The 26,071-nt window shown below is 49.7% G+C and carries 22 protein-coding genes and 1 riboswitch; of the genes, 6 read left to right on the top strand and 16 right to left on the bottom strand.

Annotation, left to right across the window (positions count from 1 at the left end):
- Window positions 1–62: 62 nt before the first annotated feature.
- On the top strand, window positions 63–1,034 hold the full coding sequence (locus LOZ80_RS36100) for a stage II sporulation protein M (RefSeq protein WP_238168987.1): 972 nt from the start codon (window positions 63–65) through the stop codon (window positions 1,032–1,034).
- On the opposite strand, the gene LOZ80_RS36095 is transcribed toward LOZ80_RS36100, so the two are convergent.
- The 7 genes from LOZ80_RS36095 to LOZ80_RS36065 form a co-directional block, all read right to left on the bottom strand.
- Window positions 1,029–2,408 carry a DUF58 domain-containing protein gene (locus LOZ80_RS36095; RefSeq protein WP_238168986.1) on the bottom strand — a complete coding sequence of 460 codons (1,380 nt, stop codon included), beginning with the start codon at window positions 2,406–2,408 and terminating at the stop codon, window positions 1,029–1,031. The genes LOZ80_RS36100 and LOZ80_RS36095 overlap by 6 nt on opposite strands.
- Entirely contained in the window at window positions 2,359–3,279 is a 921-nt protein-coding gene (locus LOZ80_RS36090) for an AAA family ATPase (RefSeq protein ID WP_238168985.1), read from the bottom strand. The genes LOZ80_RS36095 and LOZ80_RS36090 overlap by 50 nt, the downstream gene beginning before the upstream one ends.
- Window positions 3,280–3,284: 5 nt before the next feature.
- A complete protein-coding gene (locus LOZ80_RS36085) occupies window positions 3,285–4,421 on the bottom strand; it encodes a DUF4350 domain-containing protein (RefSeq protein WP_238168984.1) in 1,137 nt (378 codons plus the stop codon).
- On the bottom strand, window positions 4,405–5,058 hold the full coding sequence (locus LOZ80_RS36080) for a DUF4129 domain-containing protein (protein ID WP_238168983.1): 654 nt from the start codon (window positions 5,056–5,058) through the stop codon (window positions 4,405–4,407). Before LOZ80_RS36080 ends, LOZ80_RS36085 begins: the two co-directional genes overlap by 17 nt.
- Window positions 5,051–6,115 (bottom strand): DUF7847 domain-containing protein, encoded by a 1,065-nt coding sequence (locus tag LOZ80_RS36075; protein WP_238168982.1) that lies wholly within the window; start codon window positions 6,113–6,115, stop codon window positions 5,051–5,053. Before LOZ80_RS36075 ends, LOZ80_RS36080 begins: the two co-directional genes overlap by 8 nt.
- A 107-nt stretch (window positions 6,116–6,222) precedes the next feature.
- Window positions 6,223–7,830: a sensor domain-containing diguanylate cyclase gene (locus LOZ80_RS36070; RefSeq protein WP_238168981.1), complete on the bottom strand. Its 1,608-nt coding sequence runs from the start codon at window positions 7,828–7,830 to the stop codon at window positions 6,223–6,225.
- Between the two features lie 120 nt (window positions 7,831–7,950).
- Window positions 7,951–8,994: a LacI family DNA-binding transcriptional regulator gene (locus LOZ80_RS36065; RefSeq protein ID WP_238173213.1), complete on the bottom strand. Its 1,044-nt coding sequence runs from the start codon at window positions 8,992–8,994 to the stop codon at window positions 7,951–7,953.
- A 195-nt stretch (window positions 8,995–9,189) separates the two neighbouring features.
- Here LOZ80_RS36065 and LOZ80_RS36060 point away from each other — a divergent pair, with 195 nt between their 5' ends.
- Complete coding sequence (locus tag LOZ80_RS36060; protein ID WP_238168980.1) at window positions 9,190–11,340, top strand: DNA topoisomerase III; 2,151 nt, start codon at window positions 9,190–9,192, stop codon at window positions 11,338–11,340.
- A gap of 375 nt (window positions 11,341–11,715) precedes the next feature.
- Here LOZ80_RS36060 and LOZ80_RS36055 read toward each other — a convergent pair whose 3' ends face one another.
- The 4 genes from LOZ80_RS36055 to LOZ80_RS36040 all read right to left on the bottom strand — a co-directional run bounded on the left by LOZ80_RS36055 (window position 11,716) and on the right by LOZ80_RS36040 (window position 13,676).
- Window positions 11,716–12,060 (bottom strand): hypothetical protein, encoded by a 345-nt coding sequence (locus LOZ80_RS36055; RefSeq protein WP_238168979.1) that lies wholly within the window; start codon window positions 12,058–12,060, stop codon window positions 11,716–11,718.
- Window positions 12,061–12,164: 104 nt separating this feature from the next.
- The gene (gene lspA / locus LOZ80_RS36050) at window positions 12,165–12,635 is read right to left on the bottom strand and encodes a signal peptidase II (protein WP_238168978.1); all 471 of its coding nucleotides are present in this window, start codon (window positions 12,633–12,635) and stop codon (window positions 12,165–12,167) included.
- A gap of 115 nt (window positions 12,636–12,750) precedes the next feature.
- On the bottom strand, window positions 12,751–13,386 hold the full coding sequence (locus LOZ80_RS36045) for an HAD-IA family hydrolase (RefSeq protein ID WP_189011823.1): 636 nt from the start codon (window positions 13,384–13,386) through the stop codon (window positions 12,751–12,753).
- Window positions 13,380–13,676, bottom strand: coding sequence for a hypothetical protein (locus LOZ80_RS36040; protein WP_238168977.1), 297 nt, complete (start codon window positions 13,674–13,676; stop codon window positions 13,380–13,382). Before LOZ80_RS36040 ends, LOZ80_RS36045 begins: the two co-directional genes overlap by 7 nt.
- 161 nt (window positions 13,677–13,837) lie before the next feature.
- On the opposite strand from LOZ80_RS36040, the gene LOZ80_RS36035 reads away from it, so the two are divergent.
- Together LOZ80_RS36035 and LOZ80_RS36030 are read left to right on the top strand one after the other, a co-directional pair.
- A complete protein-coding gene (locus LOZ80_RS36035; RefSeq protein ID WP_238168976.1) occupies window positions 13,838–14,422 on the top strand; it encodes a CcdC protein domain-containing protein in 585 nt (194 codons plus the stop codon).
- A gap of 439 nt (window positions 14,423–14,861) precedes the next feature.
- Window positions 14,862–15,032, top strand: coding sequence for a hypothetical protein (locus LOZ80_RS36030; RefSeq protein ID WP_238168975.1), 171 nt, complete (start codon window positions 14,862–14,864; stop codon window positions 15,030–15,032).
- Window positions 15,033–15,444: 412 nt separating this feature from the next.
- On the opposite strand, the gene LOZ80_RS36025 is transcribed toward LOZ80_RS36030, so the two are convergent.
- Window positions 15,445–17,181, bottom strand: a complete 1,737-nt coding sequence (locus LOZ80_RS36025; protein ID WP_238168974.1) for an ABC transporter ATP-binding protein — start codon at window positions 17,179–17,181, stop codon at window positions 15,445–15,447.
- A gap of 98 nt (window positions 17,182–17,279) precedes the next feature.
- Complete coding sequence (gene yyaC / locus LOZ80_RS36020) at window positions 17,280–17,816, bottom strand: spore protease YyaC (RefSeq protein WP_238168973.1); 537 nt, start codon at window positions 17,814–17,816, stop codon at window positions 17,280–17,282.
- Between the two features lie 96 nt (window positions 17,817–17,912).
- Here yyaC and LOZ80_RS36015 point away from each other — a divergent pair, with 96 nt between their 5' ends.
- A complete protein-coding gene (locus LOZ80_RS36015; RefSeq protein WP_238168972.1) occupies window positions 17,913–19,082 on the top strand; it encodes a glycosyltransferase family 2 protein in 1,170 nt (389 codons plus the stop codon).
- Window positions 19,083–19,105: 23 nt separating this feature from the next.
- Window positions 19,106–20,560 (top strand): phosphodiester glycosidase family protein, encoded by a 1,455-nt coding sequence (locus tag LOZ80_RS36010; RefSeq protein ID WP_238168971.1) that lies wholly within the window; start codon window positions 19,106–19,108, stop codon window positions 20,558–20,560.
- A 4-nt stretch (window positions 20,561–20,564) separates the two neighbouring features.
- Here the strand turns inward: LOZ80_RS36010 and LOZ80_RS36005 are convergent, their stop codons facing one another.
- The 3 genes from LOZ80_RS36005 to LOZ80_RS35995 form a co-directional block, all read right to left on the bottom strand.
- The gene (locus tag LOZ80_RS36005) at window positions 20,565–21,266 is read right to left on the bottom strand and encodes a hypothetical protein (protein ID WP_238168970.1); all 702 of its coding nucleotides are present in this window, start codon (window positions 21,264–21,266) and stop codon (window positions 20,565–20,567) included.
- 123 nt (window positions 21,267–21,389) lie between these two features.
- A complete protein-coding gene (locus LOZ80_RS36000; RefSeq protein WP_238168969.1) occupies window positions 21,390–22,280 on the bottom strand; it encodes a C40 family peptidase in 891 nt (296 codons plus the stop codon).
- Window position 22,281: 1 nt separating this feature from the next.
- A riboswitch (cyclic di-AMP (ydaO/yuaA leader) is annotated at window positions 22,282–22,431 on the bottom strand.
- Between the two features lie 97 nt (window positions 22,432–22,528).
- Window positions 22,529–26,062 carry a GH36 C-terminal domain-containing protein gene (locus LOZ80_RS35995; RefSeq protein ID WP_238168968.1) on the bottom strand — a complete coding sequence of 1,178 codons (3,534 nt, stop codon included), beginning with the start codon at window positions 26,060–26,062 and terminating at the stop codon, window positions 22,529–22,531.
- Between the last annotated feature and the right edge of the window lie 9 nt (window positions 26,063–26,071).

The following is a 26,071-nucleotide window of genomic DNA, read 5'->3' as shown; positions in this document are numbered from 1 at the left end:
ATTATGGGAACGACGAGAATGAATATGCTAAAATGAAACAAACGATCAGGAGGGGCCGCCCCATGGATATCACACGCTTTATTCGCGAACATAAATCGCAGTGGACAGAGCTTGAAGAGCTTTTGAAACAACTAACCAAACGAAAGAACAGACTGCAAGCCAGTCATATCAATCGCTTCACGGAGCTGTACAAGGCTGTCTCTGCTCATCTGGCAACCCTGCAAACACATCTGCCAGGGGATGAAACGACCGTGTACCTCAATCATCTCATTTCGCAGGCGCATAATACGATGTACCAAGAAAGCAATAAAAGCACGACGCAATTAAGGACATTTTTCCTTCATTACTTCCCATCGCTGATCCAAGCACGAGGCCTGTTCGTTGGCTTCGCCCTGCTGCTATTCTTGCTCGGAGGACTTCTCGGTTTCCTCTCCGTGTGGAAGGATCCGCTCAATCTCTCCCTGATCATGCCTGGCGGAATGGCCGAAAACATTGATCCTTCCAAAACAGCAGATCCACGCGGTGACATCCATTCCCCGCTAGTCTCCACAGCCATCATGACGAACAATATTCGAGTCGCTATTCTCGCATTCATTAGCGGGGTGACGCTGGGCATCGGCACGATCTACCTAATGGTCAGCAATGGCCTGCTGATTGGCGCATTGGCTGCCGTGTTCATGCAATCAGGCAAGAGCTATGTCTTCTGGGCTTATATCTTGCCCCATGGGATCATTGAACTGACGGCGATCTTCATTGCAGGCGGAGCCGGGCTTTACATGGGTTATCGGTTTTTCGTGCCTGGACCTTATCCACGAAAGCTGCTGTTTCTGGAGTCTGCCAAGGAATCCGCCCAGCTTCTGATTGGCACCATTCCGCTATTCGTCATCGCCGGCATCATTGAAGGCTATATTACGCCGTCCACTTTATCACTCGAAATGAAGTATGTGATTGCCTGTGCGACACTGCTCATCCTGGTCTTGTACTACCTATATGGAAATAGTAAACGATCTAAACAAAAACAATTAACCCTATAAACGATCTCGAGATTTCAAATCCAAATAAGCATTAACGACGCTAAGCGTCAATTGGTCGGCAGGAACATCCATAACCGGGATGCCTCTGCTGGCCATTTTGGTTACATAGGCATACCGATCTGACCAAAATTTATGAGCAATACTTTGCCGGTAGGCCTCCTGGCTGTTCTCGGCGCGAATTCGCACCCATGAATGAAGGAGTGGATCTTGCAGCGACAATAGCAGTACATGATGATTTCTACGCAAACGCTGCATATAAGGCAGCATGTCTTGGTCATATAAGTAGCTCTCCATATCGGAGAACAGAACGATCAGCGAGCGTTTCTTTAACAAACGCAGGACGTGCGCAAAAGCAACCTGTGTGCTGGATTCAACAAAGTCGGTCCGCAAATCATACACAGCCTGCGTTAAGACGTGCAGATGAGGAAGCCCTCGGCCTGGCGGCACAAATACCTTGATTTGATTCGAGTAGGCGATGAGCGCCACTTGATCCCCCTGCTTAAGCGCAACAGCTGCCAATGTTAGTGCCGCTTCCAGCGTGCGATCCAGCTTCACTTGACCGTCAAGTTCAATCGCCATTTGTCGCCCGCAATCAAGCACCAGCGTGACGATCTTGCCTTTCTCCGGCTGGTAGAGGTTCGTCATCAGCTTCGTTGCCCGGGCCGAGGATTTCCAGTTGATATGCCGGATATCGTCGCCCTGCACATAGTCGCGGATATAATGAAATTCCGATCCGCTGCGCTGTTTTTTGAACAATCGATGGCCTTCCAGAATCAACGCGTCCTGAACAGCGCCAAGCACACCGCGCACTTGCGATAAATCAGGATAAACCTCCACAACAGCCTCATGCTTAATGCGCACCTGCTTCTTCCACAGTCCTATTCCGCCCCAGTAGCGCAGATACACATAGTCAAACACATATCTGCCTCTTTCCAGCGCTTTCATTGTGTAGGAGAAAGAAGCTGCGTTACCGTGGAATACCCCGCTTAATTGACTGCTTTCCAGAGCAAAAGTCGGCGGCACATGGTCCGCTATTTCCACCTGAACCAGCGGACGATCCTTCGAAGCAAGCTCTATGGTCACCTTCGCGCTGCTTCGGACATCCATTTGCTCCGGCAGCTTGCGAAGAACAACCCAACTGCTGCGTTTGGGCAGCAGGTACAGATCCACCAAGCTTAACACAAGGAGCAGAGCATTGAAGCTCCAGAACAAAGCCTGCACGGCCTCTTTATCAATCCCCATTAATAAAATAGGAATAATAGCACCAACAGCTGCAAGTCCGATGAATCGATAGGTAGGAAGTACAAAATCTTGGAATAATAGCTTATCTAGGAACCGGAATAGCGCCGAGCGTTTCTTGGATGATGTGGTCACTGGTTCCGCCCTCCAATTCCGCTTGCGGTGTTAGCAGCAGCCGATGCCGCAGCGCAGGACGCGCTACAAGTTTAATATCGTCAGGCGTGACATAGGTTCTGCCATCCAGCAGCGCCCATGCCTTGCTCGCCATCAATACGGCGACGCCGGCCCGCGGGCTGGCTCCCAACTGCACGCGTTTGGATTCACGGGTTTGGCGAATGATGGTTGCGATGTAAGCATATAATGAATCTTCCACAACGACATCCGCCAGCTTCCGCTGCCATTCCGTTATTTTCTCCGGCGTCAACAGGGCGGTCAGCGGCTCCGCTTGCTCCTGATGGAACGGGACGTGTCCGCGCAGAATGGCGATTTCGGCTTCTTCCCCTGGGTAGTCGAGCACCAGCTTGAACAAGAAGCGGTCAAGCTGCGCTTCCGGCAGGGGATAAGTGCCTTCATATTCAACTGGATTTTGGGTCGCTACGACAAAGAACGGACTTGCAAGGGGATAGGTAGTGCCTTGAATCGTCACCTGCCGCTCTTCCATTGCCTCCAGGAGCGCGGCCTGTGTTTTGGGCCCAGAGCGATTAATTTCATCCGCAAGCAGTACATTAGTGAAAATAGGACCCTGAATCGTCGTAAACGATTGATCCTGCATATGATAAATAACACTGCCCGTTATATCGCTGGGCATTAAATCTGGCGTGAATTGAATGCGGCGGTAGTCGCCTCCAACCAGCCCCGCCAGCGTGCGCGCCATCTTGGTTTTGCCAAGGCCTGGCACACCTTCCAGCAGGACGTGCCCGCCGGCCAATAGCGCCGTAACCAGCAGCCGAATATTCAGCTTCTGGCCGAATAAGCGCTGTTCCATCGCTTGTATGATTTCGTTCATTCCGCTCACTCCTTCTCCAAGTAGGCGATGATCTCGCCCATCTCTCGCGTTCGCTGCACGAACGCTTTGGTGCTTACGCCCCGCTGCTGCGCAGCGGCGGGCTCCTCCAGCAGGCGCGCGAGCTGCGCCGCCTGCGCCTCAGGCATGCGGCCGCGCGCAGCTTCCGCGGCCTGCGAAACACTTGCGCTGGGGCTGAGCCCCCAGCGTCGATGCAGCAGCTGCCGCAGATGCAGCTGCTGGTGAGCCAGCGCCTCGTGCTGGTAGCCGAGGCGCTCGTACCAAGCGGCGACGGCGTGAACGCCTTCGTCGCCGCGGCGAACCGTCCATGCCCGCGGCATATGGACAGGCCCAAAGCGCTTGCCGCGCAGCCATAGCCATAGCAGCAGCGCAAGGCCAAGCTGTACGCTGGCGAGCACCAGCCACGCGGGATAGACGGCCAGCAGTCCGGGCTTCGTCCCTAAGCCGTGATGGGTCTCATCGACCCACACAGCTTGCCAGGACTTCGCGAACAGCGGCCAGATTAATTCGAAATGGGACGCTTCATCAATCTTCCCATTCTGCATCCATGCCGGGGTCAGCACCCATGTGATGCTGCCCGCCCCTTCCTCTACGCGGCTGGCGAGCACGCCGCGCTCATCCTCGAACAACGTACGGCTATCCGAGCTAGGCAGAATCCGGTACTTTGTCGCCACCGAACCTTGCCATTCGCCCTCCGCTTGCAGGTAATCAGGCGAAGTCTTGATCGCCGTCAGTTGCCCCGTGTCAACCGCTCCCTCTACCTGCTGGGTATCCACAAGATCCCAGACTTCCGGGTTCTGGTCAAACAAGACAGCATCATTCCCTTGTCGAACCCATTTCAACAGCTGCTCGCGATCCGCCTTCGATACATTCAGCGGCTGCACCGCAACAAGCAGCATCGCTTGCGCTTCAGGGAGATGCTTCCAATCCAATCGCCATTCCTTTACAGCCGCTTGCTTGGTCGTCAGCAGCTCTTTCCAAGCTTTGGTTCCGTCCAGATCCGCCGAAAATGAAAGATAGGGAGGTTGATCCGGAAGCTTTGGCTTCACCAACCAATAACCCAGCGCAAGGAAAGCCAAGATACTGAGTGCCAGACCCACATGCAGCTTATTCAGCCCTTTCATGGAGCGAGCCCTCCTTCCTGCCAATCGCTCTTGCTACTTGCTCGTAGATGCCATTGAACTGCTCTTCTGTAACAGCTTCCTGTCCGTACCATATCCGATCAAAAAGCAGGGAACTATCTTCGAATAAAGGAATCAGCAAGGATTGGGACGCCTTCAACTCCTCCGCATATTCCCAATTGGTCTTCCATTTCTCCACGCGAATCATGTGTTTCGTTTCCATGAAAAACAATAAGGACAGAAAAACCGATCGGACGCCCTCACGCCAATGGCCGCTCCCTCGCAGTTCCTCAGCTTGCTTCCAATAATACGAGTAGGATCGGCTTATTTCTCCCTCTGGCAAATAAGTCACGGCTTTGACCCGTTTCTGCCAGATTAACTGCTTCAGGAACCAATAAATAGCAAAAGCTGCAATACCCAGCAGCACAATCATAACAGCGATGGTCAACCCATTCGTAACCGAATCAGATACCTTAAAATCAGGCAACAGACTTCGTAATTTCCGAAATAGCGGCTTCAGCCAGGACCAGAACGAAGCATGTTCCTTGATTTCATATGCGGTGTATTCCTTCTGCTCCAAAATTTGTTTTAATTGTTCTTTGTCCTCTTGCAGCGATGCCGCTAAAGATGAATTACTCATTCTTTTTATCCAAATCAATCGGTTTTGGATCGTCAAAAGGGTCAAACGGCTCCAATTCCTCCGAATTATCCAAAGCTGGATTAACCATGGTTTGTTCCATTAAACCTTCAAGTCCCAATCCTTCATTCCGTACTTTTAAATCAAAGAAACTTACAGCATAGGGCAAATACCATAATGACATGACCACGATTGACACTAAGCTCTGCAAGAGCTGCGACCATAATCCCATCCCGAAGACAGCTGCAATAATAAGCTGAATAACGGCCAGAAACAAATACAAGATAAGTGAAAGGACCAAGTACATGCCGAACAAGCGCCAGAAGCTCTTTCTCGTCAATTTCCAGCTGCGGCCTATGCCGATCGACTCTTCACCGAGTGCAACGAAAGGAAGATAATAAGACCAACGGAGGAAAAAATAACAGAATCCAAACAGCACGCCAAGCGTGAGCAAAATGAAGAAGACTACGGTCAAAGCGACCGCCCCGCCCCCAAAATCACCAAATGCGTTCGAGAACTTTCCACCAACAACGAATATGAGCGCGAAAATAACAATAATAATACCGAGACCTATGTATAAACCAACCATAATGAGCCCATCGAGAAACGTGCTGCCGGCTAACGGCCAGAAACGGCGGAACGACTTACGTAAAAGTTGGCCCACGGAAGGTATCTCTTCACCGAAAAGGCTTGCTTTGACCAGATGTACGACTGATGCAACAGAAGTTGGAAAAAGACCCAGGATCATAATAGGCATTAAAACTAGCACCAGAATAAGCATTTTCCCTATGTAATTTTCATCTTGCACGGATGGATTATTTTGAAAATAGCTGCCTGTCTCAAACATGTCCTGCAAAGATTTTCCACTGCGAATTTGATCCAGAATAGAAGTTGATGTACTTGCTGTTTCTTGATACGTAAGTAATTGCTCCAAGAGATAAAAAGGCCCGTATAAGATCAGCATGATGAGTGTTAATGTCACGAAATGCTTACGGTACAATTGAAAACTGCGATCTAGAATCCGACCAATTCCCATCGGTCTTAATGACGTGTTTTGCATGAATATCCCCCCAAATGTTGGTAAATCAATGACTCCTTGACTATTATACACTAAACTTCCGAATTTCTGACCAGCAAATTGGTTGCCAAAAAACTAGATCACTGTACTCAGCGATCTAGTTCCACGCGATTTCGGCCTCCGGACTTGGCGCGGTACAGCGCATGATCTGCTCTGGAAACCATATCCTCCAGAATCATAGTTCCGTATTCCAACGTTGGCGAATATTCGGCTACCCCGATGCTTGCTGTGAGCTGCACCGTCAACTGTCCGCTGACATAAGGTTCATTCTGAATACACTCCCTGATATCTTCAGCCAAAGCCACGCTGTCCTGTGCATTTCTGCGAAGTGCCAACAGAATGAACTCCTCCCCGCCATAACGGGCAACAAGCGTATCTCCGCGAGCGTATTTCTTGAGCAGCGCAGCCACATGATGCAGGACACGATCACCGATCAAATGACCATAGGTATCATTAATTTTCTTGAAATGGTCAATATCGAGCATCATGGTGGAACAGGTATGGCCCGCTGCAATATGCGCAAGCAATTGATCATTGCCTTCCAGCATCATATATCTGCGATTATGAATCTCCGTCAGTTGGTCCACCAGAGCAGAGTGTTCAAGAAGCGTAATATTCGTCTTGAGTCTCTCTGACATCAGGTTAAATGTGCTGCACAGCTCCCGCAATTCGATCGGTGCCGTTTTAATTTTATCCGGATTAATCTGATAGTCGTAGTTGCCATTCTGGATAATTTTGGTTGCCCGGAGCAAATAACGAATCGGCTTTTCAATCCGCGATGCGATGGTAATAGCGGCCAGCACACTAAGAATAAGCGCAACCAGAGAAATGATAATGATCGTTATACTCAATTGATTCAGCCGTTGAAACACTTCTTTCTGCGAAATTTCGCCAACAACAATCCAAGTTTTGTCTACCGACCATTTATACTGACCATAGACGCGGTCACCGTGAAATCCGGTATACACATGATTTGCCGTACTTCCGGCCTTCGCTCGCTGAATAATCTCAGAAGTCATCTGGCTTTGCACATTGTTGGCGGATTTGCTGGAATCTGTTGAGGCTGTCACCACATGCCCGTCCGAGTCCAACACATACACTTCTCCGGTTTCACCGAAGCTGAGCTGTTTCATCAAGGAATTCAGCATCTCCAATCGGATAATGCCGACAACAGCCCCTCGGAAATCGTTTTGGTCCCCTAGAACGGGAACAGAGAACGTGATGATCGGCTTGCCGGAATCTTTGGAGAAGATAATGCCGGAGATAAAATTCTTTTTGTCTTCTGCATATTTAAAATAATCCCGATCCCCCACATACATCTGATTTGTCGGATTCGTATCGGAGCGTATATAGCCATCTTTCTCTACATAACTAATCATGGCAAATTCCGAATTAACGCGTTCATAATTTTGAATTTCCCGTTTCAAATCGCCTATCCGATGAAACTTCGCATTGTCCGAGAGTGCGAACCGTTTAATCACATCTATTTTTTCCTGATTCCACCGTTCAATATATAAGCTTTGCAGCGAAATGACTTGCTTTAATTGGTTCTCCGCTTCATCAAGCCGGTCTTTTTTCTCTATGAAGTAATAGGGGACAATAATCGAAAAGGCGAAGGCGATAATCACAATGCCAATCCATAATTGAAACCTCATTTTAAGCGTTTGATTTGCAAAAAAGGCATTCCTTTGTCCCATTAAGAATTTGACTCCCTCTTGTCCTATATATCGATATTATACCTATATATGGGAACAAAAACAGACAAAATTCAATTTTTTTTGACAAATCACACAAATAATTTGATAAAAAGTGACAAATTAGCGTTTTTTACAAGACTCTCTAACGACTAATTCTGATTGAATCATTACTTTGCTAAATTCCTCGGAACCATTTTCGATATGAGAGATCAGGAGCTGCGTCAAGTTTCTCATCATCGCATGGAAATCCATTTTGAACGTGGTCAAACTTGGTTGGAATCTGGCACTGAACATATGATCATCGAACCCGATGACTGAGATATCCCCGGGAACCTGGATGCCTGCCTCTTGCAGAGCGCGAATGGCTCCGAACGCCACACTGTCATTAGCTGCAATAATTGCTGTCGGCCACTCCGATTGGGAAGGACCCAAGTCAGCAGCGAGTCTAAGACCTGCTTGATAACCGCTTTCCTCGTTAAAATCCCCTTTAAGAACCCACTTGTCTTCAACTCGTAATCCGTGATGCTCCATCGCATGCACAAAAGCCAGATATCTGGCAGGGCCTGCATATCGGTTCATGTCCCCGTTGATTATGGCAATTCGCTGATGATGCAAACCAACTAAATAATTCACGGCTGCGGTAACACTGTGTTCGTAATCCAAATTAACGATGATCCGGTTAGGCTCTTCATGTCCTTCCAACGCTTGATCAAATACAGCAACCATATACCCTTCCGCGATTAATTCTTCGATAAAGGGTTCATGATTGGCCGCTCCGATGAAAATTCCGCCATCAATTCGTCTTTGATAGAAAGGTTCCTTCATGCTAAGTTCTTGCTTGGGGTCTTGCGGGTTCCGAATGATACTGGTCAGCACATAGTAGCCGAACGAAGAAGCATACTCGATGATGCTTGTAATCATCATATTGCTGAGACTGTCACCCGCAACATGACCCGAATCGATAAAAAACAACCCGATCGTTCGCGTCTTCTTTCCTGCCAGCACCTGCGCCGACAAATTGGGATAGTAGTTGTAATCCTGAATCACTTTCATCACTTTCTCCCGCGTTTTCTCAGGCACATTCGTATAATTATTTATTACACGACTGACTGTGCTCCTTGAAACACCGGCCAATTTGGCAATAGCTTCACTGCTAATCTCCATTTTCTTCAAATCAGGCGGCCCCCCGTTCATAAACGCGCGTTAAACTGCGATAATTATACGACTGGCTAACTTGGGTGTCAACGCAATCGGGCCGTAAACGAACTGCTGGGCTGCTTCATGATAACGTTTTATATTTGAAAATGGGGCCTATTTCCTTTATGCTACTTGGTAAGTAGAAATGAGGTCGTGATCCTAATGAAAATACTCGTACTCACTGAAAAACCAAGCGTGGCCAAAGAAATTGCCCGCGTTCTTGGCTGCAATCAGAAGCAAAAGCATCATTACGAAGGGGCCAAGTATGTCGTTACTTGGGCACTCGGCCATCTGGTCACACTGGCTGAACCGGAAGATTACGATACCAAGTACAAAACTTGGAATCTCGAGGATCTCCCTATCCTGCCTGAGCGCATGAAGCTCAAAGTAATGAAGGAAACGTCGCAGCAGTACCGGGCTATCGAACACTTAAGCAAGCGCGGCGATCTGGCGGAGCTGGTCATCGCCACGGACGCGGGGCGCGAAGGCGAGCTCGTCGCGCGCTGGATTATGGAACTGATCCGCTGGAAGAAGCCGTTCAAACGGCTTTGGATCTCGTCGCAGACGGATCAGGCCATTCGCGAAGGCTTCGCGCAGCTGAAGCCTGGCACGGACTACAACCGGCTGTATCAAGCAGCCGTCTGTCGTTCCGAGGCCGATTGGCTGATCGGCCTCAATGTGACGCGCGCGCTGACGAGCAAATTCGGCGCGTCCTTGTCCGCTGGGCGTGTGCAGACGCCTACGCTGGCCATGATGATTAACCGCGAGGCGGAAATCCGGGATTTCCGGTCCGTCGACTACTGGTTAATCGAGGCAGAACTCGGGGCCTTCCGCGCGATATGGCGGGACCCCAAGACCGGCGATACGCGCATCTTCGATCGCGAGCGCGCCGATGCCCTGAAAGCCAAGCTGCAGGGCCAAAGCGGCAAAATCCTGCAAGTTAGCCAAACCGAGAAGCAAATCCCCCATCCGCTGGCTTATGATCTCACCGAGCTGCAGCGTGATGCGAACCGCAAGTTCGGCTTCTCAGCCAAACAAACGTCCAATGTGCTTCAGCGGCTGTACGAGCAATACAAGCTAGTGACTTACCCGCGTACGGATTCCCGTCACTTGACGTCTGACATGGTGCCTACCCTGCTCGGTCGACTCAAAGGTGCAGCGATTGGCCCTTACGCGGCACTCGCAGCGCCTTTCATACGCAAGCCGTTAACCATCACCAAGCGCATCGTGGATGATAGCAAAGTCAGCGATCACCATGCGATTATTCCGACTGGCGAAGCTATTTCCCTCGCCACCCTAAGCGCGGATGAGCGCCGGCTTTATGATTTAATCTTACGTCGATTCCTGGCCTTGTTTAGTGGTCCTTGTCGATACGACGAGACCAAATTAACGATTGAAGTAGCAGGCGAGAAACTATATGCCTCCGGTAAAGTTGTGAAGCAAGCAGGCTGGAAAGATGTGTATGGAGCCACTGATTTCACCGATCCGGATCGGGAAGAAACAGCGGATGCCGATGAAGATCCATCGCAATTGCTGCCGCAAGCCAAAGAGAGAGATGCCGTCACGGTGAAAAATGCGCGTCAACTGAGCCGCCAGACGAAGCCGCCTGCCCGCTACAACGAAGCCTCCCTGCTTTCGCAAATGGAGAAATACGGCTTGGGCACTCCGGCCACTCGTGCCGACATCATTGAGAAGCTGGTGTCATCTGACACCATCGAGCGCCAAGGTTCCCACCTCGTTCCTACGGGAAAAGGCACACAGCTCATCGAGCTAGCCTCGGAAGAGCTGCGTTCGCCTGAGCTGACTGCACGCTGGGAGTCAGAACTCGAACGCATCTCCAAGGGCAAAGGCAGCATGGAACAGTTTCTTAGTGGCATCCGCAAGAAAACCGTGGAGTTGGTCGAAGAGGTTAAGAAAAGCTCTGCCGCCTACAAGCCGCATAACTTGACGGGCAGCAAATGCCCGGATTGCGGGGAGTTCCTGCAAGAAGTCAAAGGGAAGCGCGGCAAGTACTTCGTCTGCTCCAGTCGCGAGTGCTCCTATAAGCGCGAAGCTGACGGTCAACTAACGAACCATCGTTGTCCGCAGTGTCACAAAAAGATGGAGATTCACACGGGGAAAGCCGGCAAATATTTTCAATGCCGTCCCTGCAATTTCGTAGAGAAAGTGGACAGCGAGTCCACTGGCGGCGGTCGGCGCGCTTCGGCCAAAGCCAACCGCCAGTTGATCGAGCAATTTTCCGATCAATCACAGCTTGGCAATTCGCTCGCGGACAAACTCATGGCCGCATTGCAGCAGCAGAAGGACGAGTGAGAAAAACGGCTTCGCCGCCCTGAGAGATCAGCCTCTTAGTAACGACAAAACCTGTTAAAGGAACTAGAGGACGCTATATAGGCAAATAGCAGGGATGCTGGGGTATTAGCGGAACTACAGGGTCTTATTTTCACGAAAAACGCTGAATTTGCCTTGAAACAGCAAAATAGGGGACTGTAGTTCCCTCACCCCTGCGATATGGATACTTTTGGCTAGAATAGCGGACTGTAGTTCCCTCCCTCTGTTCGCACAGGGCGGCTGGAGTAACTCCGCGCTCACTCCAAAACATATAAACCCTTATATTTTGAGAAAAACCCTCCAATTCCATTTCACATGGCTTTGGAGGGTTTCTATTTTATATGGCGCTAACGCCCGCTATCCTTCTTGCGCGACAGCAATAATTCTTCCTTTTACCGCTAGCTGCAGCTCTTCCAAACTCGTAATTCCCAGACTGATCAGTGCTTCTCCGGCTTCCATATGACAGCTCGCTAGTATATGCATACTTGTATTAGGCACAAGTGATTTGCGGAATTCATGAAACACAACAGCATTATAGGTTTTGAGGACTGTCATGAATTCTACCGTTGGAGGGATAAAAGCACGAATTTCAGATGAACGCCAGAAAAACTCCCTCACATACATAATATCAGAACCCGTCCGATTTAATTTGCGCACCATTGCAAAAAATTCATCAATCAATGCTTGTCTATCCGGCCTCATCTCATTATCCCCCAGTTCAACGTCAACTCGGTCAAAAACCGTCTACTAAAAGGATATCACAAATAGTACTTTTGATCTAGAGTCATAGTGTATTAGACTCATGATTATTCAATAACTTTATGATTCCGCACAAGATTATGCCGATAACTCACAAACATATCCAGGACAAACAGCACGACACCCAGATTAATCGCCAAATCTGCTAAATTCATAACGCCATTTCCTGAACGAAAGACGATGAAATCCGTCACTTTCCCGAATAGCAATCGTTCAATCCCATTGCCAATCGCGCCGCCAACCAACAAAGCAGCACCTGCTTGTTTAAGCACGCCTTGAATGCGCCCCTTTTTCCAATAGTAGAAAATAACCGCCACGATAATAATGGCAAGTATGCCCAAATATCGAGCCCATCCTTGCAAGGTACTGCCTGCTGCCCCCGTATTTTGATAATACGTAAAGGAAATGAAGTCTTTGTAAAATGGCATCGATTCGCCAACGCTCAGAATAGAGCGGATTTTATACTTCGAAATCTGATCTATCGCCGTCACTGCAACGATAATAAGATAAAATAACATGGAACGCCTCCTCTTCCTTACTAGTACTTCCTTGTTCTATTTTACTAAAAGGTAACGCAAAAAACCACCTCAGACCTTGTCTGCGGCAGTCGGTTGCGACCTTCTGATCTCGGGATCAGACTAACGTCAGCAGCGTTTTCAACAATTCACCCGGTGAATTTACGACATAATCAGGTTTGCCGCTTAGCAGTAGGCGCGGAGAATCGTATCCCCATGTCACAGCGACAATAGGTACGCCTAGTTTTTGGCAAGCTTCGATATCCCTGAGCTCATCACCGACATAAATCATCCGTGAAGGGGAAGTCCCCCACTGTTTCATAACTTTGCGGATGGAATGGTGTTTCCCGAACAGATGCTTCGCCGAAATGATTTCTTTGAACGAGCTTTCCATTCGATTGCTTTTGAGCAGAGTACGAATATTGCTTTCCGAATTGGAGGAGAGAATGGAACTGCGGATGCCTTGGGCGGACAGTTTCGCCACCACGTCTTTCATGCCTGGCACCACATGAAGAGTGCGAATATGATCCTGATAGAGCTGCTTGCCGGCGATAACTAATTTGGGAATTTGGAGAACTGGAACACCAAGTCGAGTTACCCGCTCAGAGATCGAAAGCGATCGCAGAAGCGCCAGATCCTGATCACGAATCATTCGAAATTGATGTTGTGCAGCCATCTCATTATATAGTTTAACGAGAAGCGCCCGTGAATCCACCAATGTCCCGTCAAAATCAAACAGGATGTGTTTTACCATTCCGTTGTATATAGAAATAAGGCCGGACCCTCGGGCGGCACTTCACGAATCTGATTATGCATGAATTCCTCGACGGGGTCTACCGCCACATGGGGATTACTGACCACGCGCAAATCTTCCCAGACACAGGTTACGCTGCGTTCATAACCCGCTGCCTCCCCGGCATACATTTTACAACCACGACAAAATTGCTCCTTCTGCTGAGCATCAAGCTTCACAATTTTATTTCGAAGACAGCAGTAAATTTCATTGTCGGCATTACATACATTAACGTGAGTGATGAGAGCCATTAGTCAGTCAACTCCTTGCGGCACATTTTGTGTGTAATAGTAAGTTTATCGCTCTACTATTAAGTGTATGACAGTTTTTTGTAAACGGAATAACATTTTTCATGACAAGCTGCCTAATTTTGATACAATAAGGAAAGAAAATTCCGATTGGAGGTCGTCCAATGCAACAAGATTGGTTGCACTATGCTATACCCTTCGTCATCATTGCCTTCTTTATTTACCGCCGAACGAAACGGAGCATTGGTTTTCAGAAGCTTTCCCCTGGCAGACTCAAATTTCGCGTAATCCTCTTCGGTATTCTGGGACTTCTCATTTTCCTGCTTGGCTTCGTGCATCCAATCCACTTCATTGCGTATATCATTGGGCTAGCCGCAGGCACAGCGCTTGGTCTCACGGCCATTCGCCACACCCGCTTCGAGCATCGGGCAGACGGCTGGTACTACCGTACCCATCTATGGGTTGAAATTGCTGTCTTGGTGCTATTCCTCAGCCGCGTGGTGTACCGAATCGCTTTTATCAGCCTGTCGGCAAACCCGGCCAGCATGAATCCGGCTGATCCCACGCAATTTACCAAAGATCCGCTGACAGCGGGTGTTTTCTTCATCATTGTCTCGTATTACATCCTATTTTTCGGCTACCTGCTCCGCGAAAAAGCCAACCTGGATCCCGCAGCGTTAGCTGGTGGGATCAGTAACGGTAACGAAGCAACTGTCTCTCCTGCTGCAAATGTGGATATTGCGAAGTAAGTGCAGAGGAGCTAGAGGCTGCCCCACAAGGTTGAAACCTGTAGGGCAGCTTTTTTGTGTTGTTCATGTTTAGCTGGAGTGATGCTGTGTGATTTCATTGGATTGTATCCAATGAATTACACTCCAGCTTGGTCTTAAACATACTTTCATTGGAAATATCCAATGAATTCCGCTATATCTCGCTCTAAAATACACTTTCATTGGAAATATCCAATGAATTCCGCTATATCTCGCTCTAAAATACACTTTCATTGGATATTTCCAATGAAAATCTCAAAATCAGCCCTTTCAGGGCGATTCTGAGCTAAACCATTGGATTAATCCAATCTAAGGTTGATTTCGGCCTCTTTATTGCCGATTTCATTGGAGATATCCAATAACTGTAGTAAACACTAGCTAGTTTGTTGGTGCTTGGTGCTACAGAGTGGAAGGTTGCGAGTTGAGCCGTAGTGGGGGGCTGGGATATGTGCTGGAGAAGCAGCCACGGGGAGCCGTGGCTTTCTCGATAGCTGGGACGGACGGCACCCGTGATAGCGGAAAAGACGGCGTTCCCTTACAGGGGGATGCCGTCTTCGTTCTGATGCGTGATTTCATTGGATATCTCCAATGAAATCCGCTAAATCTTGCTCTAAAACATACTTTCATTGGATATTTCCAATGAAAATCTCAAAATCAGCCCTTTCAGGGCGATTCTATGCTAAACCATTGGATTAATCCAATCTAAGGTTGGTTTCGGCCTCTTTATTGCCGATTTCATTGGAGATATCCAATGACTGTAGTAAACACTAGCTAGTTTTTTGGTGCTTGGTGCTACAGAGTAAGTGGTTGCGTTGAGCTGCAGCAATGGGTCGCGAAGTGAGCTGGAGGGTTCCATGTTCAGCTAGACAGGTTAGGCTGGAGACTGCCTTCAAATCCTTCAAATCCTTCAAATCCTTCAGATCCATCAGAACCTTCATGGCTAACTGCCAGCAGCGTCTCAGGCTCGGTCTCATCTCGGTCTTAGTCTTAGCCTAAGCCTGAATCTAAGCCTCAGCCCCATCGACTTTCGCGAACTGCGTGCTGTACAGCCGAGCGTACAGCCCCTCCAGAGCGAGCAGCTCGCGATGCGTGCCTCGCTCCACGACGCTGCCCGCTTCGATCACCAGAATGTGATCGGCGGCCAGCACCGTGGAGAGCCGGTGCGCGATCACGAGCGTCGTGCGCCCTTGCATCAGCTCCTCGAGCGCCGCCTGCACATAGGACTCGGATTCCGAGTCCAAGTGCGACGTCGCCTCATCGAGGATGAGGATGCGCGGGCGCTTGAGGATCGCGCGGGCTATTGCGATCCGCTGACGCTCGCCGCCGGAGAGCCGGTGGCCGCGCTCGCCCACCATCGTGTCGTACCCTTCGGGGAGCGACACGATGAAGTCGTGGATGTAGGCTTGGCGGCACGCGGCCTCCATCTCCTCACGCGTAGCGTCTTCCCGCGCGAAGCGCAGGTTGTCGCCGATCGTCGCGTGGAAGAGGAAGGACTCCTGCGTCACGTAGGCGATCTGCGAACGCAGCGAAGCTAACTTCACATCGCGGACGTCGACGCCGTCCACCTCGACGATGCCCTCCGTCGGGTCATACAGCCGCGCGATCATGCCGATCAGCGTCGATTTCCCCGCGCCGCTCGGTCCGACAAGCGCAACCATCTCCCCGGCCTGGGCATCGAAGGTGATGTCCTTGAGCGCATATTGTCCGGGCTGATAAGCAAAAGAAACCTGCTTATAGGTCACACGTCCCTCAGCCTGCACAAGCTGCCCGGCATTCTCACGATCCTGGACTTCAGGCACCATATCCTGGTATTCAAAAATCCGCTGAAACACGCCCAGTGCAGTCGCCACTTCCACCTGCAGGTTCAGCAGCGTCCCTACGGGCATATACAACCGGCCCAAGTAAGCCGCGAATGCGACAATGGCGCCCAATGTCATATGACCGGATATGACGGAATAACCGCCATATAGATAAATAATGGCCGTGCCTAACGGCCCCAAGGTGCTCGTAGCCATCCCGAACCAGCGGCCCACGAGATTGAGCCGCAGTTCCAAATCCATCACTTTCTGGTTCATGGTAGTGAATTCTTGCTCCTGCTGCTGCTCTCTGCCAAAAATCCGCGTCAACAAAGCCCCCGAGATACCGAAGCTCTCGCTCAACTGCGCAGTGATATCGGAGCGCACCTTCTGCGTTTCGATCCGCAGCGTTTTGCGCAGCTTGGATACTTTCTTCACAGGCAGCATGAACAGCGGAAGAATCAGCACCGAGATAATTGCTAATTTCCAGTCCAATGCAAACAAAATACCAATCGTCGTAGCGACAATTACGATCTGTGTAATGGAAGATACGACAAGTGAAGTCACCACATTTTGCACGGCCTGCACGTCCCCCGTAATTCGCTGAACAATTTCACCCGAGCGGGCATCTGTGAAGAACGCCATCGATTGCCGCTGCAAATTATGGAACAACGTTTGCCCCAAATCCCGAATAACCCCTTGTGTGACTTTGGTATTCAAATGATTTTGCCACACGCCAAGAACGCCGCTCACAACGGGCAATAGCACCATCAATAGCGCCATTTCGGTCAAAATCCTCATATTCCCTTGCGGAATGGCTTGATCGATAATCTCTTTCATAACCAAGGGTGGAATTAAGCCTACGATTGCGGCCAGCAGCGCCAAACCGATAATAACAGCCAATTGCGCCCGGTACCCGCGGAACAATCCCAAAACCCTTTTCATCGATACATCCTTCAACTTCGCCTTAGGTCGATTCCTATCGGATAGTCGCCCCATACCTCCTGGTCCCATCCTTCATCTCTCCGTTCTGTCTTAGCTGCTTATCTTAGCGGAAACGCATGTTGAATTGCTTTCGTTACTTCATCTGCCATTTGTAATACATGATACAAAGAAGTTGTTTGTAGAACGCTATACTGTCTGGGGCCGTCTGCGTTAACGATAGCAGCAATCGTATAATCGCCCACTTGCGGCAGTACTTTCCCTACAGACTTTCCGGGTGCCAGTGGCCGATTGGACACCTGATACATCCCGACTGACAGTTTAAGCCCCAAACAAGCATCAATGGCTATAACGGCACAGTCCTGCGGAATTTCCTGCAGACGAGCCACGATATTGCTGGCATCACAAGGTGCTTGCAGCGTCCCAATCACATGCGGATAGCCAAGCTCTACCAATTTGCTGCCTACCAAAGGCCCGAGAGCGTCTCCCGTAGATCGATCTGTTCCTATACATACAAAAGCCAGCATTTCCGGCTTCATTCCTGACGTAATCCTAAGCGTTTCCAAGAATATGGCTAGCTGCTGGCCATTCATCTTTTTCCAATAGTGTTCCTGCGGCTCCATCCGTTTCTCCGCCATTCCGGCCTCCCTCATACGCATCCTGCAAAATTTCCCCTTACCTCGGATGAATGTTATAATGCGGTCAACTTCTATTCTTTCATAAGGAGGTAGGCCATGTCCACCCTCGGCATTATTGCGATACTCACCCTCCTCTACTGGCTATTCATCTCGCTTGATGCTCACAAAGGGATGCATCTGCTGCACAACCTGGCTCGGTCCACCAAGCTCCCGGACAAGCCTCCGCTCGTCTCCGTCATTATTGCTGCCAAAGAAGAGGAAAGCACGATCCTCGAAACGGTTCGCTATTTGCTTTCTCAGAATTATCCACGACTGGAGATCATCGCTGTCAATGACCGCTCCCAGGACGCGACCGGCGTCCGGCTTGAAGAATTGCGGAGGTGGTCGCAGCGTAAGAAAGATGTTCAAACTCCCTTGCAAATTATCCACATTACGCATTTGCCAGAGGGCTGGCTGGGCAAGAACCATGCTCTCTATCAAGGCTATCAGCAAGCCCGGGGCCAATATTTGCTCTTCACGGACGCCGATATCCTATTCGCTCCCCATACGATTACAGATGCCGTTTCCTATATGAAGGAACAGGATGTGCACCACCTCACGTTAACACCTAATATGCTTGCACGAGGCACTTTGCTGAATGGCTTCGTACATTTCTTCTTGTTCTCCTTCTCGCTCTTCGTGCGTCCTTGGCGAGCTAATCTGGACAATTCCCGTGAACCAGGCATCGGAATCGGTGCTTTCAACATGGTCAGCCGTACGGCTTATGAGGCGATCGGCACGCATAAAGCTATCGCGCTGAGGCCTGATGATGATCTGCAATTAGGCATTTCCTTAAAAAAAGCAGGCTTCCGTCAGAAGGTATTGTCTGGTAAACATGTCCTGCAAGTAGAATGGTATCGCTCACTGAAAGAAGCTATCGTCGGCCTTGAGAAAAATCTATTCTCTGGATTTCGGTACAGCTACACGGTCGCATTGCTTGCTTGTCTCGGGCAGCTCCTCTTTTTCATCTTCCCCTGGATCGGACTTCTCTTCCTGTGGGATTGGCGCGGAGCCCTATATGCCGTTGTAGTTGTTCTGCAAGTTTTGCTGTATCGCAAGCTGATGTCACGACTAATGAGCAAACGCAAAGACGAAGCTTATCTGCTGCCAGTCAGCTCTTCGCTGCTTCTGTATACCATTGTTCGATCCGTCTGGCTCACTTGGAAACAAGGTGGCATCTATTGGAGAGGAACGTTTTACTCGCTGCGCGAATTAAAGAAGAAGTAACTTCAGAGAGGATGATCCCTGCTATGCGTCACAGGCGTTACCGCACTTTCACTCACATCGCCATGCTGGGTTGTATGCTCTCGGCTGTCGCAATTTTCCCTTCGTCCGCTTCCGCTCTTGGAACGGTACAAACCAAGAGTCAGACCGTATCCCATAATGGCAAGTCTTTTACTGCGCAATGGGTGACCGTTGATCTGACTGACCCCTATTTGCGCGTTAAACCTGTTACGGCGGCTGAAGGCATCGGTCACGATGAGTCCTTCGCTTCAATGTTAGACAGAAGCCATGCGATTGCTGGCATCAACGGCACTTTTTTCGATGCGTATGAACAAAATGAAGCCAACCGATACCCGAACGGGCTGCTTGTCAGCTCCGGTGAAATCGTACATTCCGGCACGAACCCTGCCTTTCTTGTCAACGCCGACAAAACCGCAAGCTTGCAGCGCATGCAAACAGAGCAGCAAATCAGCGTTACCCATCAGGGCAAAGCCTATAAATTCGCAGCCTGGGGCGTGAATAAATACTGGGGCGATGACGTGGAAGATCAAGTCGTATGGTATACACGTGACTTCGGGGCTTCTATCGGCTTCCCCAATTCAACGAAGATTGTCTTGCGCGAAGGCAAGGTTACCAATATCACAACAGATAGCGTCAATATGCCGGAAGACGGGTATGTATTTTTATTAGGCAATAGCGCCAATAATCGCACCCATGTGCTGCCGAATATTCATCTCGGTGATTCCGTCCAACTCGTCTCCGCTCTCCATAACGAAGACAACGGCTCTGCCGTCCAATTGCCGACTGTTGATGCCGCTATTGGCGCAGGCCCGCATTTGCTGACCAATGGTGTGGTTGATTTGGATGCGCAGCGGGATGGATTTACCGATCCTAAGATAACGACAAGCGCTAACGTGCGCAGCTTCATTGGGATAGATGCTTCCCGTCAAATGGTCATGGGGACGCTATCTACGGCCACTATGGCCGATATGGCGGAGGTCCTGCTGAAGATCGGACTAACGGATGCAATGAATCTGGATGGAGGCGCAAGCTCATCTCTGTATGCGAACGGCACTATGCTGCGAAGTGCAGGACGTGAGCTTAGCAATGCTTTCGTGGTGGAACGCTTGGATCATCCACAGATCCAGCTTGAGGTGAATGGGCAGTTCGTCCATGAATTCCGAGGTTATTTGCTGCAGGAAACCAGCATGGTTCCTTTTCGCGGGATATTGGAGAGAATTGGAGCCAAGTTTCAGTGGCAGGAAGCTACGCGTACATTAAGTGTTCAGTATGGGTCCAAACAGCTTGAACTGCAGCCGGATCATGCTGTCATGAAAGTCAACGGCAAATCCGTTACGCTCCCCGAGGCGCCAACGATTAAGGATGGTCATATTTATATGCCGCTTAGGGCCATCATGGAGTCCTTGGGCGGAAAAGTTCAGTGGGATCCTTCCCTGTACCGGGCGTCCCTTCAGTTCTAAGTCCCTAGTGAACGCGGTTCATTCGCACAACATGGTAATACAGGTAGCTGCTCACTTCTTGCTCGACTTCCAGGTAACCCTCAACATGCACGTAATCACCCAACATGAAGGTGGATGCATCCAAGGAACTCGTGTGCGTCAGGAAGAGGAGAGCAGCCTTTTCATTCCCAATCACAAATCCGGTTTGTTCTTTCACTTGGAACTTATCCAACACCTTGCCATGATGGGATCTTGCAATATGATGGAATCGCCATGATTCATTTTCCTTCATAATAAAATAAAGCACACGATTTCGCTGATTGTTGCTGAACTCTCTAGTCACACCGATCATGCGCACATTGTCGCCCAAGCTCAAGTACTCATCTACGACATAGGATTTCAACCGCAATCTATGTTTATTTTTGTACTGAATATAGGCTTCCATCTCTTCAATGGATCTTTGATCTGTCGGGTCCTGCTTGGTGGCATAGAAGACTTCTTTAATAAACGTGTCCGTTTGGAGGCTGCGCGCCCCTTTGAAATGGTTGTACGTCCGAAAAAATTGTTCGATGACTTCCCGGATATCCTCCGGTATGGCAGGTCTTTGCTCCACGGTATCCATGCTGTTGGTTCGTTCCGAATGTTTTCTTTTGTGAAACCAGCTTTTCCAGACGCTTAATTGCATGGCATTCGTGTCCCCCGCTCTTTCTTCCAAACATTTCTTCATTATAGGCTAAAATCCATAAAAATTCGATAAAAATCGCATCTTTTCGCACAAAAAAAGAACATCTGCCTGCTATGCTTTCCATAGAAAGCAACCTAGCAAACAAATGTTCGATAAAGTCAATGATTACAGGACTCTTTTGGCTCCTACATACCTTGCGCTCCAATACGAGCTCGATAGGCTCTCGACTGTAACGCCTCGAGATGTTGTGGACGAAATGAACTGATCATTCCCCAGATAAATGCCTACATGATTCACCGTTTTGGCTGCAAAGAAAACCAAATCGCCTACTTGCAAATCGGTTACTGAATTACTGAGCGCACTGTGCATTTCCGCGGATGTTCGAGGCAGTTCAATGCCTTTGGCTTCAAATACATAGCGTACAAAACCGGAACAATCGAATCCTCTCGGCGTTGTACCTCCCCACATATAGGGCACACCCATGTACGCATTGGCCGTCTGGACAATCTGCTCCGGCATAGAAGGAACAACGGCTGCTGCTTTCATCACAGGCGGCGCAGGCGGCGGTGCAATCCAAGCAGGCTTGTGCGACTTCCCGTCGACATCCACAATAGCAATCTGATTAGCTTCATTCCATTCTATCGGAGATCCGAAGGTTTCGGTAATGAAACGCAGCGGAACGTATGTGTTGCCTTGATAGACCGTTGGACTGCTCTCTAAACTGATTTTCTTGCTGTTCACAATCGCTTGCTGCTGATCTGTGATCAATAGAATCGACTGCTGCTTGTTCAGCAGCGTAACGACAATCGCATCTGCTTGCTTCGTCCAGCTCACTTGATAGCCCAGTTTCTCAGATAGAACTCGGAGCGGAACCTGCATGACGCCTTGCTCATCAATGTAAGGCTGCACTTCCGGAAACTTAAGCAATTCGTCATTGACCTGAACCTTTACAGGATGGTCAGCTGGCGATGCCGCTGCTGCTTGCGCGGTAAATAAGGGTACTGCGGCGCAAAGAACTGCGCAGGAACCAATAAAACGTTTAGCCAAAACCTTCAAACCCTTGCCTCCTTGAAGCCTCCGAGGTTAGTTGACGGGTTCGGGAAGAGGTTCCCTAGTCCAATTGGCAAGCCAACTGATCATTCACCCCAAGTAAAGAAGTCCCCCGTACCAGAGCTTTTGCTGCTCATGGATTCGGCATTTTTTGTCTATGTTAGACTAGCACAGTTCGACGCAAGGTTACAACTTTTGCGGAATAGAAACAATTACCAACTAGTTTAATAACCGTACTTATTACGAATCAACCGCTAATTGATCCTCGTCAGGATGATGCTATCATGCGCCAAGGTCAAGCTCGCACTTCCCGGATCCTTGCCGGTAATTTGGAACTTGAACAGCTTGTTGCCCGCCGTTGGGAAGATCTTCTCGCCCAATCCGACGATCGCATAGCCCTGCGGGCTATCATGCTGATCGATAGGGCTTCCCTGCGCCACGCCGTCAATCAGCAGTTGCTCCGTCCCACGGTCCGGGTGCTTCTTGACTCTGGCGCTGATGGCGTAAGTCCCCGCTGTCGGCACATTCACCGTGTACTGAATCCAATCGCCTACGGCATTGAAATTGCCGTAACTCACGCTGCCGCCACTTGCAGCCGTGTCCACCGTATTGGCGAAGCTGTCGCCGGAAGAAACGGACGTCGTTAAGCTCTCATTTTCCAATATGAGCGGTTGCTTCGTCAGTGAAATATAATCCGTTGCCAAGCCGTAGGAAGCACTGCTGGCATTCTTTCCTGTCACTTGGAATTTGAACTGTTTATTGCCAGGCGCAGCGAAGGTCACATCGCCTAGATCAACCACGACATACGCCTGCGCACTTTGGTATTCGTCGATTGGCGCGCCTTGAGCCGCTCCATCAATATACAGTTGCGCGATCCCGCGACTTGGATGCTTCTTGACTTGCACTCTGACGCGGTACGTGCCGGTAGACGGTACATTCACGGTGTACTGTACCCAGTTGCCTACAGCGGTTGCATTGCCATAGCTCAACGAGCCATTACTTGCAGCCGTGTCCGCCGCAATCGCGGAAGTCATTCCCGATGAGACGGTCGTCGTCAAACTCTCATTCTCGTACTTCACCGCTTCCGGCACCGCAGGCGGGAGCAGAATATCCGGCGACTGATAGGTTAGCCGGATATAATCCGTTGCCAGCCCGTAACCGCTGCTGCTCGCGTTCTTGCCTGTCACTTGGAATTTGAACAGCTTGTTGCCCGCCGTGTTGAAGGTAACGTTGCCCAGATCCACCTCGACATAGGCTTGAGCGCTTTGGTACTCGTCTATGGGAGAACCTTGAGCTGTCCCGTCGATGTACAATTGCGCCGTCCCTCGGCTTGGATGCTTCTTTACTTGTGTCTTCAATCGGTAAGTGCCAGGACTTGGCACATTCACCGTGTATTGTATCCAATCCCCTGCAGCGTTGAAATTGCCATAGCTTAACGAACCGTTGCTCGCTGCCGCATCCGCACCGTTCGCCGAAGTGTCGCCCGTAGAGACCAGCGTTGTCAGACTTTCCGCCTCGAACTTCGTTCCGGAATTGATTGTCACACTGCCCGTGCCGCCGGCGCCGATGGCAACATCGCTCGTAATCGCTTTATTGGCTGTCCGGTCAAAGACGATAACTTTCCCGGTTGAATTAGCCGTCCCGGTCACATTCACCATCAAGCTGGAAGCGCCTTCCACTTGTGTAAAAGAGGAAACTTTCTCATCCGCATAGAGAACTTGCATGCCAGACGAGGCATTGTCCTCTTGCAGCCAGAACGCTTTGCCTTTGGACGTATTTTCAGCTAGATTAATGGATAATCCGGTGGATTTCAATTGTGCTCCGGTAAACTTTCCTTTATACATATAGGAGCTGTTGCCGCTGTCATCCATCGTAATGTCTTCCACCAAATACGTTTTGTTGCTGTCCAACCAACGCAGATTGAGCGTTACATCTGTTGCCCCGCCAGTATTGGCCGCCGTCGCAATAACAAGCGCTTGGGCTTTATCCTCCGTCGTATACATCCAGGCATAGGAACCTGACGTATCGAAGTCTGGACCCGCATACAAAGGTCTTGTCGTCTGATCAGTCAATGCCTTGATCCGCGGACTTTTGCGCCAGTCATTGAATTTCCGCAAGGAGCTGATCCCCGCTGTCGTCCAGCTGGTCGGGTCCGTATTGAACTTGATGACCCTCGCCATCATGTACGAGTAATAATCCTCCACTTTACCAGATGGATTACCGCCGTAATAGACCGAATTCATAGGCAGATAGCCGAAACTGTCCATGCCTATTTTCATACTGGTGCCTACGCCGCCATTGGCAGATAGAAAGCCGTTATCTGATATATGCAGCAGACCATTATTCCGGTCGCCTTGCGTCGGATAAATATCCACTTCACTGGTGAGTTTCCCGATGAAATCCGGGTGTCTGGACACCAGATCGTTCATGTAGTTCCGGACCAGCACATTTTTGCGATACACGCTGTCGCTTGGATGTGAAGTTGTCGTAGCCGCTGTATTCGGCCAGAATTCCGTCAAATCAATCATCTGGTGCGATAAATGATACTGTGGAATCAGGGTATCCTCGACCTGGCTTCGCTTAAATTCAATATTCGCCGGATCGGCCAAATCTCGGCCGAGATCATGGTTATCACCCGTCATGCTGAACCACAAGCCAAACCGTAAACCCTGTGAAACAATGTAATCCGTCAGTGAGGCCAAATTCGTAGTAAAACTCGTCTTGGCCGTTGTCGTATCCCGGGTTGTATTCCAAAGATCATCCACCATAACCATATCCAAACCAGCTTGTGCAGCCTTGGGGATCACTGTATTTCGGAAGAAGGCATCCGAACGGCTGGCAATATAGTCCCAATCATTGGTCGTAAACAGCGAGGTCACATCGTGATACTTGAATCTTTTTCTAAAATGTTCTTCCACCGCCATTTTCCCATCCACAATATCTCCCTTGAACACGGTCATATTGACGGAAATGTACTCGAATTCCTCATTCGGGAACAGCACTAGCTGCAGTGCTTCGGTATTCGTGGAAAGCTTGACATTCGTGATCCCGCTCCAAGCATTGATGCTGGCGAATGGCAGCCTGTTCGGCGCCCCTTCGGTTTTCCAGTTCATCTCCGGCTGCAAACCCCAGCCATCCCCTGTGTCATACACCGTGATCGCGTTGCGTCCTGTATTCGGAGCGAGCGCACCTGTTGTACTGAACCACGCCATGTTCGGAACATAGTGCAGCGTATGAGGATCATTCGGCAAGTTAAGCGCCAGAATATCTGAATTCGTAATCGTCTTATCGGAGGCGGCATTATTTTTGATTGAATTGCTGTATTTGATGCCGGAATTACCGTTATAGATTTCGAACTTCAGATTAATCGTGACATTCTGCGGTGTGCTCCGGGTGACCGGAATCGTCAGCAGCTTGCCCCAATTGGTGCCGAATTTGGTGATATCCGTCACGGTTGCGGTACCTAGCGTCCATCCGCCATCGTTCGCGTACAGATCACTTCCGCCATAATTGTAATAAAATAAATACTGACTTCCTGTACCGGTCAAATACTCCTTGCTGGCCTCCTTGTTGTAGAAGCTTGTCATTTGAATGCTTCCGCTGGCAAAAGAGACCACCGACTTCATAACATCATTTTCCAGCGTCCACACATTCCCGCTTCGAGTTACCAAAGCATTCGCTGCCTGAGCCGTCGGGATGCTGCCTTGCGAAGCAAAAGGAATACCTGTGAATCCAATTGTGATCATAAGCAAGAGGGACATCACTATGCGCATTGTTTTACCGTGCATCAACTTTTC

This window comes from Paenibacillus sp. HWE-109, from assembly GCF_022163125.1.
Classification (GTDB): domain Bacteria; phylum Bacillota; class Bacilli; order Paenibacillales; family NBRC-103111; genus Paenibacillus_E.
This window is presented reverse-complemented; position numbering and strand designations above follow the sequence as displayed.